Below are 13,432 nucleotides of genomic sequence, written 5' to 3' on the forward strand. Positions count from 1 at the left end.
CGGCGTCTCCTGGAACGATCGGAGTATCGCGCCATTTCGGTTCACCGGGCCTCCGACGGAGAATGAAGCAGTCGAGGAGCCGAATACGGACTGTGTAGATGCCCGCGTGATGGGAAGATCGCGCACCGTACGAGGGTTACCCATGGTGGCCGTCGTCTCGTCGTGAGCGCGGATGACCGGTCTTGAAGCGAGAGAGAATACGTACGCCGAGCGGCCCACCGCCCGGCCGGAGCGCCGTCAGGCGCGCCACTAGGAAGGACGGGGAACCTTGGGCATGAGATGGCCCACCGGGACACGTGAAGCCCACGGGAACGGAGACATGAGATGAACACCGGCCAACAGCCGCCGAACCCGCTCCGCGACCCCCGGGACAAGCGGCTGCCGCGAGTGGCCGGGCCGTGTGTGCTCGTGCTGTTCGGCGTCACGGGTGATCTGTCCCGCAAGAAGCTGCTGCCCGCCATTTACGACCTGGCCAACCGCGGCCTGCTGCCGCCGGGCTTCTCGCTGGTCGGCTTCGCCCGCCGGGACTGGGAGCACCAGGACTTCCGGCAGCTGGCGCACGACGCGGTGAAGGAGCACGCCCGCACGCCGTTCCGCGAGGACGTCTGGAACCAGCTCGCCGAGGGCATCCACTTCGTCCCCGGCACGTTCGACGACCCCGGGGCGTTCGAGACGCTCGCGATGGCCGTCAAGGAGCTGGACGAGCAGCGCGGCACCGGCGGCAACTACGCGTTCTACCTGTCGATCCCGCCGAAGTTCTTCCAGGAGGTCGTCCAGCAGCTGCAGGCCAGCGGCCTGTCGCAGCCGTCGGAGGGCTCCTGGCGCCGCGTCGTCATCGAGAAGCCGTTCGGCCACGACCTGGCCAGCGCGCAGGAGCTCAACGCCATCCTGCACGAGGTCTTCCCCGAGGAGTCGATCTTCCGGATCGACCACTACCTCGGCAAGGAGACGGTGCAGAACATCCTGGCGCTGCGCTTCGCCAACAACCTGTTCGAGCCGATCTGGAACCGCTCCTACGTCGACCACGTGCAGATCACGATGGCCGAGGACATCGGCATCGGCGGCCGCGCCGGCTACTTCGACGGCGTCGGCACCGCCCGTGACGTGATCCAGAACCACCTGCTGCAGCTCCTGGCACTGACCGCCATGGAGGAGCCGGTGTCGTTCGCGGCCGAGTCCGTGCGCGCGGAGAAGGCCAAGGTGCTGTCCGCCGTGCGCCTGCCCAAGGACCTGGGCGCCAACACCGTGCGCGGGCAGTACTCCGCCGGCTGGCAGGGCGGCGTCAAGGTGCGCGGCTACCACGAGGAGGAGGGCATCCCGCCGAACTCCCGTACCGACACGTACGCCGCCGTCCGGGTGGACGTCGACACGCGCCGCTGGGCGGGCGTGCCGTTCTACCTGCGGACCGGCAAGCGGCTGGCGCGGCGCGCCACCGAGGTCGCGCTGGTGTTCCAGCGCGCCCCGCACCTGCCGTTCGCCGCGACGGACACCGAGGAGCTCGGCCAGAACGCCCTGGTGATCCGCGTGCAGCCGGACGAGGGCGTCACCATGCGGTTCGGGTCGAAGGTCCCCGGCACCTCCATGGAGGTCCGGGACGTCAACATGGACTTCGACTACGGCGAGTCGTTCACCGAGTCCTCGCCCGAGGCGTACGAGCGCCTGCTGCTCGACGTGCTGATCGGCGACCCGCCGCTGTTCCCCCGGCAGGAGGAGGTCGAGCTGTCCTGGGAGATCCTCGACCCGATCGAGGAGTACTGGGACCGGCACGGCAAGCCCGAGCTGTACAAGGCGGGCAGCTGGGGACCGAAGGCTGCGGACGAGATGATGGCCCGCGACGGCCGGGCGTGGAGGCGACTCTGAATGAACATCGACCTCACCAACACCACGACCCGGAAGGTCCTGGACGCGCTCAGCGCGGCGCGGCACCGGATGGGCGGGCCCGCCACCGGCAAGGTCCTCACCCTCGTCGTCCTGACCGAGGAGGCGTCCCAGTACGACGCCGTGCGCGCCTCGACCGAGGCCGCCCGTGAGCATCCCTGCCGGATCATCGTCGTCATCGCCCGCAGCCCGGGCGGGGAGTCCCGGCTGGACGCGGAGGTCCGGGTCGGCGAGACCGGTCCCGGCGAGACCGTGGTGCTGCGGCTGTACGGCCAGCTGATCGAGCACGCCGACTCGGTCGTCCTGCCCCTCCTGGTGCCCGACACGCCCGTCGTGGCCTGGTGGCCGGGCATCGCCCCGGACAGGCCCGCCGAGGAGCCGCTCGGCGCGCTGGCCCAGCGCCGCGTCACCGACGCGAAGGGCGGCAGCGACCCTCTCGGCACCCTCAACCGGCTGGCCGAGGCGTACGTACCGGGTGACACCGACTTCGCCTGGACCCGCATCACCGGATGGCGCACGCTGCTGGCCGCGACCCTCGACCAGCCGCACGACGACATCACGGGCGCCTGCGTCGAGGCCGACCCGAAGAACCCGAGCGCCGCGCTGCTCGCCGCGTGGCTGTCGGTGCGCCTCGCGGTGCCGTGCACGGTGGCCGAGTCGCACGGGCCGGGCATCACCGGCGTCCGCCTCACCACGACGGCCGGCGACATCGCCATCACGCGGCCCGACGGCCGCGTGGCGACGCTGTCGCGTCCCGAGCAGCCGGACCGCCAGGTCGCGCTGCACCGCCGGCCGACGTCCGAGCTGCTGGCGGAGGAGCTGCGCCGCCTCGACCCGGACGAGGTCTACCGCGACGCCGTCCTGCGGTTCGCCAAGGGTCTCGGTGAGCCCGCCGAGGCGAAGGAGCCCGCCGCGGCCAAGGAGGCCGGCGGCGAGGTCAAGGAGACGCCCGAGGACGCGGCCGCGCCGGCCAAGGCCCCGCGCGGCGGCAGGGGCAAGAAGTCGTGACCGCCCCGTCCGTACTCGTCCACCGCGACCAGCCGCTGCTGGCCAAGGCCGTCGCCGCCCGCCTGGTGACCCGTCTGGTCGACGCCCAGGCCGCCGCCGGAGGGGCGCACGTCGTCCTCACCGGCGGCGGCGTCGGCACCGCCGTGCTGGAGGAGCTGGCGGCGGCCCCGGCGCGGGACGCGGTCGACTGGGGGCGCCTGGACGTCTGGTGGGGCGACGAGCGCTACCTCCCGTCCGGGCACGAGGAGCGCAACGAGACGGGCGCGCGCACGGCCCTGCTCGACCACGTCGACATCGATCCGAAGCGGATCCACCCCATGCCCTCCTCGGACTCGGGCCTGAGCCCGGAGGACGCGGCGGAGCAGTACGCCGCCGAGCTCCGGGCCGCGACCCGGCCGGAGGACCACGGGGTGGTCCCGTCGTTCGACGTGCTGATGCTCGGCCTGGGCCCGGACTCCCATGTGGCCTCGCTGTTCCCCGGCATGCCGGCGCTGTACGAGGAGGAGCGCCCGGTCGTCGCCGTGCACGGCGCGCCCAAGCCGCCGCCGACCCGCATCAGCCTGACCATGCCCGCGCTCCGTACGGCGCGTGAGGTCTGGATCATCGCGGCAGGCGAGTCGAAGGCCCGCGCGGTGCACCTCGCGCTGTCCGACGCGGGCCCCGTCCAGGTCCCCGGCGCGGGCGCTCGCGGGCGGCAGCGCACGCTGTTCCTGCTCGACCGGGCGGCCGCGAGCCAGCTGCCGCCCGGGATGGACCGCATCGCCTCACCCTGAGGCAGGAGCCGCATCGAGGGGTCCTCATCCGGTCTCAGCCGCCGGTTGAGGACCCCTCGGGCGTTCTGCGCAGCAGGGTGAGCATCCGCCAGGCCTCGGGAGAATCCAGCGCCACGCCCGGGTCGAAGTCGCCGAACTGCGCCTCGACGGTCAGTCCCCCGGCGAGGCGGAGGGCGGCCTCCAGCTCGGTCGCCGTCCAGAACCGGTAGGGCACCACGCCCTGGATCACATCGCCGCCGTCGATCGCGATCGTCACGTGGTCGTGGACGATCTGCGTGATCGGATCCAGCTGATCCGACGGCTCGCCCCACCGTACGCGGGCGCTGACGCCGTCCTTCTCCACCGCCCACGCCGCGGAGACGCGGGGCGTCTCGCTGAGCCGGTCGGCCGGATGGCTCATCTCGATCACCGCCAGCCCGTCGTCGGCGAGGTGCGCGGCGACGCACCGCAGGTAGGCGACGAGGGCGTCCAGCGTCATCAGGTGCGCCGTCGAGTCGAGCATGGTGATGACGAGGTCGAAGCGGCGTCCGAGCCGGAAGTCGGTCATGTCGCCCTCGACGACCTCCAGCGGCAGCCCGCTCCCCCGCTCCCGGGCGTACGCGCACATCGCCGGGCTGAGGTCGAGGGCGGTCGCCGCCACCCCCCGGCGGGCGAACTCCCGTGCGTGCTCGGCCGGACCCGCGGCCAGTTCGAGGACGTCGCGCGCGTCACCGGCCCAGCGCCGCAGCACGTCCACTTCGGCGCGCACGTCGCGGAACGAACAGGCCAGTTCGTACGCCCATGGATGGTCGTAGATCACAGTTCCCATGCTCCCAGACCCGCGGGGTGGCGCGGTTTGACCGGTCCCCGTGGCCCCGGCAGGCTCGTCGGCGATGGAACTCCCCGAGCACGCGACGACGGACGACGCCCTGGCCGACGTGGCCGGGATCGGGCCGTACTTCGCCGTCGACACCGACCCCGGCATCACCGACCATCCGCTGTGGCGGCCGCTGACCGCTCTGTACGGTCCCGCCCCGACCACGCCGCACGGCCCGGCGCTGCCCGACCAAGTCGCGAACGTGCGCGTGCGCCTGGGCACGGCCGAGGAGCGGGTGGCGGCGTCCCTGTTCTTCCAGGGCGTCGCGGGCCGCCTGTGGTCCCCGGCGCTGGCGACCGCCGTCCTCCACGGTCGCGTTCCGGAGCTCGATCCGGCCGGAACATACTGGCGCGCCGCCTCCCCCGGTCCGGTCGTGCTCGCGGCGCCGGGCGCACCGGCCCTCCCCGGGAACGCGACCGCCCTGCGCCGCGTCATCGTGGACGGCCACCTGGTCCCGCTGGTGCGCGCCGTCCGCGCGGTGACGCCGGTCGCGGAGGGCCTGTTGTGGGGCAACGCCGCGTCCGCCCTCGTCGGCGCGCTCACCGTCCTGACCATGGCCCGCCCCCGGTGTGCCGGAACGGCGTCCCGGCTGGTCGGGGAGCTGCTGAGGACGCCGCTGCTCGGGGCGGCCGGCGACTTCGGCCCGCGCGGCTTCCGCCGCCGGAGTTGCTGCCTGTACTACCGGGTCCCCGGCGGCGGCAAGTGCGCCGACTGCGCCCTGACATGAGAGACCGTGATCGCCGCTACACGCGAGGCACAGAGCTGATGTAGCAGGCGGGGCCGGCGGTGGAGTCGTCGTGGCCGGCTACTGGAAGCTGTAGACGTGCTGGTCGGTGGAGCAACGGTTGTCCGGACAGGCTCTAGTGTTCTCGGTGACCTGCTTGGTCGTGAAGTCCGCGTGGAAACGGGCCTTGACAAAGGTGACGTCGGGCGAGCAATCCGGGTGAGCCGGGGTGAGTGTGCAGGGGCCGGGCGGCGGGTCGTCGGACGTGCCCCGGAGCATGGTCGTCGTGTGTACGACCGGCGGGTCGTTCGTCCAGCACACGTAGTCCCTGAGCTGCTGGTTGGCGTTGTTCCACGACGCGTAGGAACGAATCCAGACCTGGCACTGCTCGGCGTCGCCGGTCAGGTGCCGGGCGGCTGCGGGGAGCGCAGCTGTCTGGGCCGTCGGCGTCAGGGGCACCGCCCGCGTCTGAGTGGCGGGGATGGCGAGCAGGCCGATGGCTGCGGACAGGGCAGCCGCAGAGGCGGTTGAGAGCTTCATTGCGGTACCACCTGAGATCGGGGAATTGAACACTTCGAATGCCGGGGGGCTGACCGGGCCCTCGGTGCTGTCTTGGGGTATCAGTACGTGAGGACGACGCAACCGTTTGCGCCCGGAAAGCCGCGCCGGAAGGGGGCAGGAGCCGAGTCGGCACCGTTTCCGCCTCGGCCGGTGCCGGCGGGGCAGGCGTTGGACACCCCTGCGCCGGGCGCACCTCCGGGACCTCCCGTGTCTTTGACTCCGGCCGTGCCGTCCTGGCCGAAGTTGTGACCGGCATCGTCGCCGACGCACCAGGTGGCCTTCATTCCTCCCGCGCCGCCGGCGTTGCCATGGCCGCCCGGGCCGGTATGGCCACCGCCACCGGCATCGGCGCTGGCGCCGCCGGCGTTGGGGTAGGCGACGGAGGAGGCCGTCCCGGAGAGGCCGTCGCCGTTCGGCGCGGCACCGCCGGCGCCAACGGTGATGGTCATCGTGTCACCGGGATGTACGGCCAGGGTGCAGAACGAGGTGGCGCCCCCGCCCCCGCCGCTGCCGGAGGGCAGGTAGGCGTCGTTGCGGGTCCCCATGCTGCCGCCTCCCCCGGCACCGGTCAGGACGACCCTGATCCGGGACACCCGGGTGGGCACGGTAAAGGTGGTCGTGCCCGGTGCGGCGTAGACCCTTCGGGTCTCGGCGTGGGCGGGAACGGCCCCGGCCAGCGGCAGCACCACCCCGGCCGCCGCCGCGACGTTTACGACGCCTCCACGGACGCGACACAACAGGTCGCCCCTACGGCGGCCGGGCTGCCGGATGTTGGTGTGCATGCGCGCCCTCTTACTTCCATTACCGGTGGTGTCCAGATCGCTACAGGGAATCATAATCACTCAAGGCATCTATGCGACTACGTTCCGAGACGAGTCGGAGCAGGGCGGCACCGCCACATCGACACGGACGGCCGATCACCATGCGACCTCGGCGAACACCTGGCCCGCGTGGCGGTACGCGTTGTCGAGCACATCGGCGTGGCCTTGCCCGCTGACACCAGGCTCCCTATCGGCTGACCGAACGGTCCTTACTACGCGGCTCGTCGTAGCTTCGGGAGTTCCGGGCCGTGACCGGGCAGGACCAGAGGCCCGGGGCGACCTCGGCGGACGACCGATCACGCCAAGCGGATCCCACCCGTACTCCTTAGCGCGGCCTTTCGTTCGCCTGCTACATCAGCTCCGGCACACCGCCGCAAGGCGGCCTATGGCCGTGCCACGACGGTGTGGACCAGGCCGTAGGCGACCGCCTCGTCGGCGGTGAGGAGGCGGCCCTCCCGCGCGTCCGCACGGATGTCGTCGGCCTCGCGGCCCGTAGTCTCGGCGAGCCGGAGGTAGAAGGCGTCGACGAGGCGCCGGTGCTCCTCCTCCCGCGCCGCGACGTCCGTGGCGCCGCCGGCCGTGAGGCCCGCTCTGGGCTCGGCCAGTCGCAGCACCGCGTGGGGCGTCATCTCGCGCCGTCGCGCGGCGGTGAGCACGGCGAGCGGTGGCCCGCCGACCTGGCCGATGACGAGGACGTGGACCGGGCAGGTGACCGCGGCCACGGTGTCCGCGGCGGCGAACGCCGCCTCGAGATCCCCGTCCGGGGTCTGCAGGTGCAGCCGGACCGCCTCGTCCCCCGCGGCGGCGAGCGTCACGAGCCTCGCGCACACCTCCGAGGCGCGCGTGCCGTCCAGACGGCCGGTGGCCAGGATGATCCGGTGCTCCAGCAACCGGTCGCCGAGCGGATCGGCCTCGCCTGACGGGAACGACCCGCCCGGCGAGAGTGGCCCGCCCGGCGGGAGCGGTTCTCCCGGCGGGAGCGGCCCGCCCGGCGGGAACGGTTTCCCTGGCGGAGACGGCCGCTCGGGCCGGGACGGCTCTGACGGGCGGGCCGGGTCGCCGGGGAACTCCGGCGGAAAGGGCGGCATCGTCATGCGGGCACCTCCTCCACGGGCTCCCTACGACGATAGCCGCCGCGTCACCGCGCCGACCGGACCCGCACCGCTCGCGGGTCGTCCGTACGGCCGGGGCCGAGGGCGATCCGCGCTTCGAGCAGCCGCGGATCGTCGGACGCGCGGAAGCGCCCGCCGAGGCCGCCGAGCAGTGCGCGCACGCGGGTGTTGTCCGCGAGCATCGTGGCGCGGACCTCGGCCAGCCCCTGTTCGTGCGCCACGGCGACCAGGTGACGCGCCAGGGCCGCCCCGATGCCCCTGCCCTGCCAGCCGTCTTCGACGAGGAACGCCAGTTCGCCGACTCCGGGGTCCAGCGTGTACATCAGGTGGGCGAGCGCGAGGATCGACCCGTCGGGGCCCTCCGCGGCCATGGTGAGACCGTGCGCCCGGTCGCAGAAGACCCGCAGGAGCCGCTCCGGGATGTCCGACCGCGCGCTGAAATAGCGCCGCCGCCGGCTCTCGAGCGAGCACCGGGCGTGCAGGTCCCGTACCGCCTCCGCGTCGAGCGGCGTCAGCGGCCGTACGGTGATCTCGGTGCCGTCTCCGAGGACCAGCCGCTGCCGGGTCGGCGCCGAGCCGTGGGACGGGAGCAGCGAGCGGACCAGCGCGTTGGCCCGGGCGATCTCGGTGAGCGTGAACGGCAGACCCTCGCGGTGCAGGAGGACTCCGTGGAGGTGCCCCGCGGAGACGATGACCGTCGTCGGATCCGGGTGGTCGTCGAGGGCGGCGGGGCCGGCCACCCATTCGGCGCCGTCGGCGCGGAGCAGTTCGGCGAGGATCTCCGGCAGGGCACGCGGGTTCGACCGCAGGCGGACGGCCAGGGACAGGGCGCGGCTCGGCTCGTCGATCAGTTCCTGCGGGGCCGCCGGAACGACGCTGGTCCGGCGGCCCGACGCGACCGAGACGGCCGCGGTGAGCGCCTCCGCGGTGACTCCGGTGGGCACGTCCACGACGAACTCGTCCACCACACCGTCCGCGTCGACCTGGACGGACAGGTCGAGGATGTTCGCGCCCCGGGCCGCCAGGGCGGCGGTCAGGACGGCGAGCCGGCCCGGCCGGTCGTCGATCTCGGTGCGTACGCGGAGCAGCGGCATGTCATCCCCTTCAGCGACTGAACGCGGGAAGCCTCCCGCATCACTGTTACGGGGTCGCTACATGGCCGTTTCCGCCGGATCAGCACTTCCGCCGGACAAAAGGAAAGGATCCGGCACCCTCTCGGCCGCCGGATCCTTCCTCATGGAGCGCTCGGTCAGGGCGTCGCGGCCCAGCCGGGCATCGGGAAGCCCGCGAGCAGCTCGCGGATCTCCCCGGCGATCTTGTCGAGGGTCGCCTCGTCGTCGGCCGCCGTGATCGCCTGGTCGATCGACGCCGCGACGAACGCCATGTGCTCCTCGGTGAGGCCGCGGGTCGTGATCGCGGCGGTGCCGAGGCGGATGCCCGACGGGCTCCACGGCTTGCGCGGGTCGAAGGGCACCGTGTTGAAGTTCAGTTCGATGCCCGCGCGGTCGAGCGCCTTGGCCGCCGGCTTGCCCGCGATGTCCTTGTTGGTCAGGTCGATGAGGATCAGGTGGTTGTCGGTGCCGCCGGAGACCAGGTCGAAGCCGCGCGCGGTCAGCGCCGCGGCCAGCGCCCGGGCGTTCGCCACGATCTGGCGGGCGTACGTCTTGAACTCCTCCTGCGCGGCCTCCTTCAGCGCGACCGCGATCGCGGCGGTCGTGTGGTTGTGCGGGCCGCCCTGCAGGCCGGGGAAGATCGCCTTGTCGATCGCGGTGGCGTGCTCCTCGGTCGTCATGATCATGGCGCCGCGCGGGCCGCGGAGGGTCTTGTGCGTCGTCGTGGTGATGACGTCGGCGTGTCCGACCGGGGACGGGTGCGCGCCGCCCGCGACGAGCCCGGCGATGTGCGCGATGTCCGCGGCGAGGACGGCGCCGACCTCGCGGGCGATCTCGGCGAACGCCGGGAAGTCGATCGTCCTCGGGATCGCGGTGCCGCCGCAGAAGATGAGCTTCGGGCGTTCGGCACGGGCGAGATCGCGCACCTTGTCCATGTCGACCCGGCCGGTCTCGCGGTCCACGCCGTAGCGCACCGGCCGCAGCCACTTGCCGGTGATCGACACGGGCGACCCGTGGGTGAGGTGGCCGCCGTGGGCCAGCTCCAGCGACAGGAAGGTGTCCCCCGGGTTCAGGAACGCCAGGTGGACGGCCAGGTTCGCGGGCGAGCCGGAGTACGGCTGCACGTTGGCATGGTCGGCGCCGAACAGCTCGCGCGCTCGCGCCTTGGCCAGCTCCTCGATGGGGTCGACGACCTGCTGGCCCTCGTAGTAGCGCTTGCCGGGATAGCCCTCGGAGTACTTGTTGGTCAGAACGGAGCCGGTCGCCTCCAGCACGGCGGGCGAGACGTAGTTCTCCGAGGCGATGAGGCGGACCTTGTCGTGCTGCCGGCGGGCCTCGGCCTCGATCAGCCCGGCCAGGTCGGGATCGGCGGCGGAGAGATGGGACAGCGGTGGCTGGTGCACGGGGCCTCCAGTACGGGCTCGGCTCCCAGCACCCAGGCGCGCGGTGCCAGATCTCTTCGCTCCCCGGTGGTGAACTCCACCTCATGCGCCAGTCGCGTTCCCCATCCTAACGGACCGCTCCGCCGTCGATCGGGATTCCACGCGGGACACGAGCGGCCGGAGCGGGGATCCACCACGGACGCGACCGGCCCGAATCGGGACTCACCACGGGACGCGACCGACCGGCCGGGGCGGGCATTCCCGCCGGGGACGCGACCGACCGGCCGGGACGCGGATCTCCGCCGGGGACGCGACCGGCCCGGTGCCCGCCGAGGCGGGCACCGGGCCGATCACCGCTGCGATACGCGGAGCTAGTTACGAGCGCGCTGCATCGCCGCCTGGATGGCGGCGCGCTCGGCGCGCAGCTTGGCCAGCGCCTCCTCGAGGATGGCCTCGCCGTCGGCGTCGCTACGCCGCTCCTTCACGTAGGCGAGATGCGTCTTGTAGGGCTCGTTGCGCGGCGGCGCCGGCGGGTTCTCAGGGTCCTTACCGGCGGGGAATCCGCACCGGGGGCAGTCCCACTGGTCGGGCACCGCGACGTCGGTCGCGAAACTCGGCCGGGACTCGTGCCGGTTCGCGCAGTAGAAGCTCACCCAGACGCGCGGGGCCGCCTCACCACGCTCGGCCTCTCCCATCGGGCCAGCACCGACACGGCTGCCCCGAATAGCGTTGCCACTACCCACGGACTACTCCTCGCTTCCTTTGGCCGCCGCGACGCGGGGCGCGGCGGCCGTCAACACACTGCGGGTCTTGCCGGACTCAGCCGTGGTGGCCGTGCTTGAGCAGCAGACCCAGCGCGATGATCGACGCGAACCAGATCACGCCCGTGCCGATCGTGAACCGGTCGAGGTTCCGCTCGACCACGGACGACCCGCCGAGCGACGAGCTGATGCCGCCGCCGAACAGGTCCGACAGGCCACCACCCTTCCCCTTGTGCAGGAGGACGAGCAGCACCATCAGCGCGCTCGTCAGGATGAGCACGATGGAGATTGTGATGATCACAGCAGTTCAGCGCTTTCGTGATTCACCCCGCTGCTCGCGGGGAATGTTCGCGTATTCAGGTCATCCGCTACCGAGGGTACGACGTTCCACCGCGTGGTTCAGCAGAAACGCGCAGTCTGTTGCGCAAGATCACACCGGCAGCTCGCGATACCTGCAGATCTTGACGAACTCCCCGGCGTCCAGGCTCGCTCCGCCCACGAGTGCTCCGTCGATGTCCGGCTTCGCCATGATGCCGGCGATGTTGTCGCCCTTGACGGAGCCCCCGTAGAGAACGCGGACCTGATCGGCGAGGTCTCCACTGTACAGCTCGGCCAGCCGCGTGCGGATCGCGCCGCAGACCTCCTGCGCGTCTTCGGGGGTCGCGACCTCGCCCGTGCCGATCGCCCACACCGGCTCGTACGCGATGACGACGCGCTGCGCCTGGTCGGCCGGGACCTTCTGCAGGCCGCCCTCGACCTGGGCGAGCGTGTGGGACAGGTGCTCTCCGGCCTTGCGGACCTCCAGGCCCTCGCCGACGCACAGGATCGGCGTCAGGTCGTTCTTGAGGGCCGCCTTCACCTTCGCGTTGACGAGCGCGTCGTCCTCGTTGTGGTACTGGCGGCGCTCGGAGTGCCCGGCCAGGACGTAGGTGCAGCCGAGCTTGGCGAGCATCGCGCCGGAGATCTCGCCGGTGTAGGCGCCCTTCTCGTGCGGCGAGATGTCCTGCGCGCCGTACACGAGCTTGAGCTTGTCGGCGTCCACCAGCATCTGGATGCTGCGGATGAAGGTGAACGGCGGCAGCATCGCGACGTCGACCGCCTCATAGTCGGCGTCCTTGAGGCCGAAGGCGACCTTCTGGACGTGGGCGATGCCCTCGAAGTGCGTGAGGTTCATCTTCCAGTTGCCGGCGATGAGCGGCTTGCGCTGCTGCGGAGCGGGTTTCGAGGCCACGGTCAGTCCTCCAGGGCGGACAGGCCGGGCAGCGTCTTGCCCTCGAGGTACTCGAGGCTCGCGCCGCCACCGGTCGAGATGTGGGAGAAGCCGTCCTCGGCGAGGCCGAGCTTGCGCACGGCCGCGGCCGAGTCGCCGCCGCCGACCACGGTGAACGCGTCCGAGGCGATGAGGGCCTCGGCGACCGCGCGGGTGCCGCCGGCGAAGGCGTCGAACTCGAACACGCCCATCGGGCCGTTCCAGAAGACGGTGGCCGCGTCGGCCAGCTTGCTCGCGAACAGCTCGCGGGTGCGCGGGCCGATGTCCAGGCCCTCGCGGTCGGCCGGGATCGCGGTGGCGTCGACGGCCTCGTGCGGCGCGTCGGGGCCGAACTCGGTGGCCGCGAGCACGTCGACCGGCAGCACCAGGTCGACGTCGCGCTTGGCCGCCTCCTCGATGAACCCGCGGACCTGGTCGAGCTGGTCCTCCTGCAGCAGCGACTTGCCGACCTCGTGGCCCTGGGCCTTGAGGAAGGTGTACGCCATGCCGCCGCCGACGATGAGGCGGTCGACCTTGCCGAGGAGGTTGGCGATGACGCCGAGCTTGTCGGAGACCTTCGCGCCGCCCAGGACGACGACGTACGGCCGGGCGGGCTCGCCGGTGAGGCGGCGCAGCACGTCGACCTCGGCGGCGATGAGGCCGCCGGCGGCGTGCGGGAGCCGCTGCGGCACGTCGTAGACGCTGGCGTGCTTGCGGTGCACGGCGCCGAAGCCGTCGCCGACGTACAGCTCGGCGAGGGCGGCCAGGCGGTCGGCGAACTCGCCGCGCTCCGCGTCGTCCTTGCTGGTCTCGCCGGCCTCGAAGCGGAGGTTCTCCAGGAGGGCGACCTCGCCGTCCTGCAGCGCGTCGGCGGTGGCCCGCGCGGAGTCGCCGACCGTGTCGGTGGCGAAGCGGACCTCGCGGCCCAGCAGCTCGCCCAGCCGCTCGGCGACGGGGGCGAGGGAGAACTCCGGCTTCACCTGGCCCTTGGGGCGGCCGAGGTGGGCGCAGACGATGACGCGCGCGCCCTTGTCGGCGAGCTTGTTGATGGTCGGGACGCTGGCACGGATCCGGCCGTCGTCCCCGATCACGCCGTCCTGCAGCGGAACGTTGAGGTCCGAGCGGACCAGCACCCGCTTGCCGCGCACGTCGCCGAGATCGTCGATCGTGGACATGCTCATTGATCGCACTCCTG

General features: G+C 72.2%; 14 protein-coding genes and 1 riboswitch. Of the genes, 4 read left to right on the forward strand and 10 right to left on the reverse strand.

All coding sequences use genetic code 11. The annotated features are described in order from the left end of the window. Window positions 1-324: 324 nt before the first annotated feature. From zwf to pgl, 3 genes are read left to right on the forward strand one after another with little or no spacing between them, the layout of a single operon-like run. Window positions 325-1,860 carry a glucose-6-phosphate dehydrogenase gene (gene zwf / locus NE234_RS38895; protein WP_252785996.1) on the forward strand — a complete coding sequence of 512 codons (1,536 nt, stop codon included), beginning with the start codon at window positions 325-327 and terminating at the stop codon, window positions 1,858-1,860. After that, window positions 1,861-2,886: a glucose-6-phosphate dehydrogenase assembly protein OpcA gene (locus NE234_RS38900; RefSeq protein ID WP_252785997.1), complete on the forward strand. Its 1,026-nt coding sequence runs from the start codon at window positions 1,861-1,863 to the stop codon at window positions 2,884-2,886. Continuing rightward, the gene (gene pgl, locus NE234_RS38905; protein WP_252785998.1) at window positions 2,883-3,659 is read left to right on the forward strand and encodes a 6-phosphogluconolactonase; all 777 of its coding nucleotides are present in this window, start codon (window positions 2,883-2,885) and stop codon (window positions 3,657-3,659) included. Before NE234_RS38900 ends, pgl begins: the two co-directional genes overlap by 4 nt. 34 nt (window positions 3,660-3,693) lie before the next feature. Here the strand turns inward: pgl and NE234_RS38910 are convergent, their stop codons facing one another. After that, window positions 3,694-4,467 (reverse strand): class I SAM-dependent methyltransferase, encoded by a 774-nt coding sequence (locus tag NE234_RS38910; RefSeq protein WP_252785999.1) that lies wholly within the window; start codon window positions 4,465-4,467, stop codon window positions 3,694-3,696. Window positions 4,468-4,531: 64 nt separating this feature from the next. On the opposite strand from NE234_RS38910, the gene NE234_RS38915 reads away from it, so the two are divergent. Then, window positions 4,532-5,242 carry a (2Fe-2S)-binding protein gene (locus NE234_RS38915; RefSeq protein WP_252786000.1) on the forward strand — a complete coding sequence of 237 codons (711 nt, stop codon included), beginning with the start codon at window positions 4,532-4,534 and terminating at the stop codon, window positions 5,240-5,242. Window positions 5,243-5,320: 78 nt separating this feature from the next. Here the strand turns inward: NE234_RS38915 and NE234_RS38920 are convergent, their stop codons facing one another. The 9 genes from NE234_RS38920 to NE234_RS38960 all read right to left on the reverse strand — a co-directional run bounded on the left by NE234_RS38920 (window position 5,321) and on the right by NE234_RS38960 (window position 13,412). After that, entirely contained in the window at window positions 5,321-5,779 is a 459-nt protein-coding gene (locus tag NE234_RS38920; RefSeq protein WP_252786001.1) for a hypothetical protein, read from the reverse strand. 80 nt (window positions 5,780-5,859) lie between these two features. Further along, the gene (locus NE234_RS38925) at window positions 5,860-6,582 is read right to left on the reverse strand and encodes a glycine-rich domain-containing protein (RefSeq protein ID WP_252786002.1); all 723 of its coding nucleotides are present in this window, start codon (window positions 6,580-6,582) and stop codon (window positions 5,860-5,862) included. A 422-nt stretch (window positions 6,583-7,004) separates the two neighbouring features. Beyond that, window positions 7,005-7,715 carry a ClpP family protease gene (locus NE234_RS38930; RefSeq protein ID WP_252786004.1) on the reverse strand — a complete coding sequence of 237 codons (711 nt, stop codon included), beginning with the start codon at window positions 7,713-7,715 and terminating at the stop codon, window positions 7,005-7,007. Between the two features lie 44 nt (window positions 7,716-7,759). Next, window positions 7,760-8,827, reverse strand: coding sequence for a GNAT family N-acetyltransferase (locus NE234_RS38935; RefSeq protein ID WP_252786005.1), 1,068 nt, complete (start codon window positions 8,825-8,827; stop codon window positions 7,760-7,762). A 155-nt stretch (window positions 8,828-8,982) separates the two neighbouring features. Beyond that, a complete protein-coding gene (locus NE234_RS38940) occupies window positions 8,983-10,248 on the reverse strand; it encodes a serine hydroxymethyltransferase (RefSeq protein WP_308206981.1) in 1,266 nt (421 codons plus the stop codon). A gap of 23 nt (window positions 10,249-10,271) precedes the next feature. Further along, a riboswitch (ZMP/ZTP riboswitch) is annotated at window positions 10,272-10,347 on the reverse strand. 251 nt (window positions 10,348-10,598) lie between these two features. Continuing rightward, the gene (locus tag NE234_RS38945) at window positions 10,599-10,970 is read right to left on the reverse strand and encodes an RNA polymerase-binding protein RbpA (RefSeq protein ID WP_308206111.1); all 372 of its coding nucleotides are present in this window, start codon (window positions 10,968-10,970) and stop codon (window positions 10,599-10,601) included. Window positions 10,971-11,046: 76 nt separating this feature from the next. Continuing rightward, complete coding sequence (gene secG, locus NE234_RS38950; RefSeq protein WP_252786007.1) at window positions 11,047-11,289, reverse strand: preprotein translocase subunit SecG; 243 nt, start codon at window positions 11,287-11,289, stop codon at window positions 11,047-11,049. A gap of 129 nt (window positions 11,290-11,418) precedes the next feature. Beyond that, window positions 11,419-12,225 carry a triose-phosphate isomerase gene (gene tpiA, locus NE234_RS38955; RefSeq protein WP_305886740.1) on the reverse strand — a complete coding sequence of 269 codons (807 nt, stop codon included), beginning with the start codon at window positions 12,223-12,225 and terminating at the stop codon, window positions 11,419-11,421. Further along, window positions 12,222-13,412: a phosphoglycerate kinase gene (locus NE234_RS38960; protein ID WP_305886741.1), complete on the reverse strand. Its 1,191-nt coding sequence runs from the start codon at window positions 13,410-13,412 to the stop codon at window positions 12,222-12,224. The genes tpiA and NE234_RS38960 overlap by 4 nt, the downstream gene beginning before the upstream one ends. Window positions 13,413-13,432 lie beyond the last annotated feature (20 nt).

The organism is Actinoallomurus rhizosphaericola (assembly GCF_024055675.1).
Lineage (GTDB): Bacteria > Actinomycetota > Actinomycetes > Streptosporangiales > Streptosporangiaceae > Actinoallomurus > Actinoallomurus soli.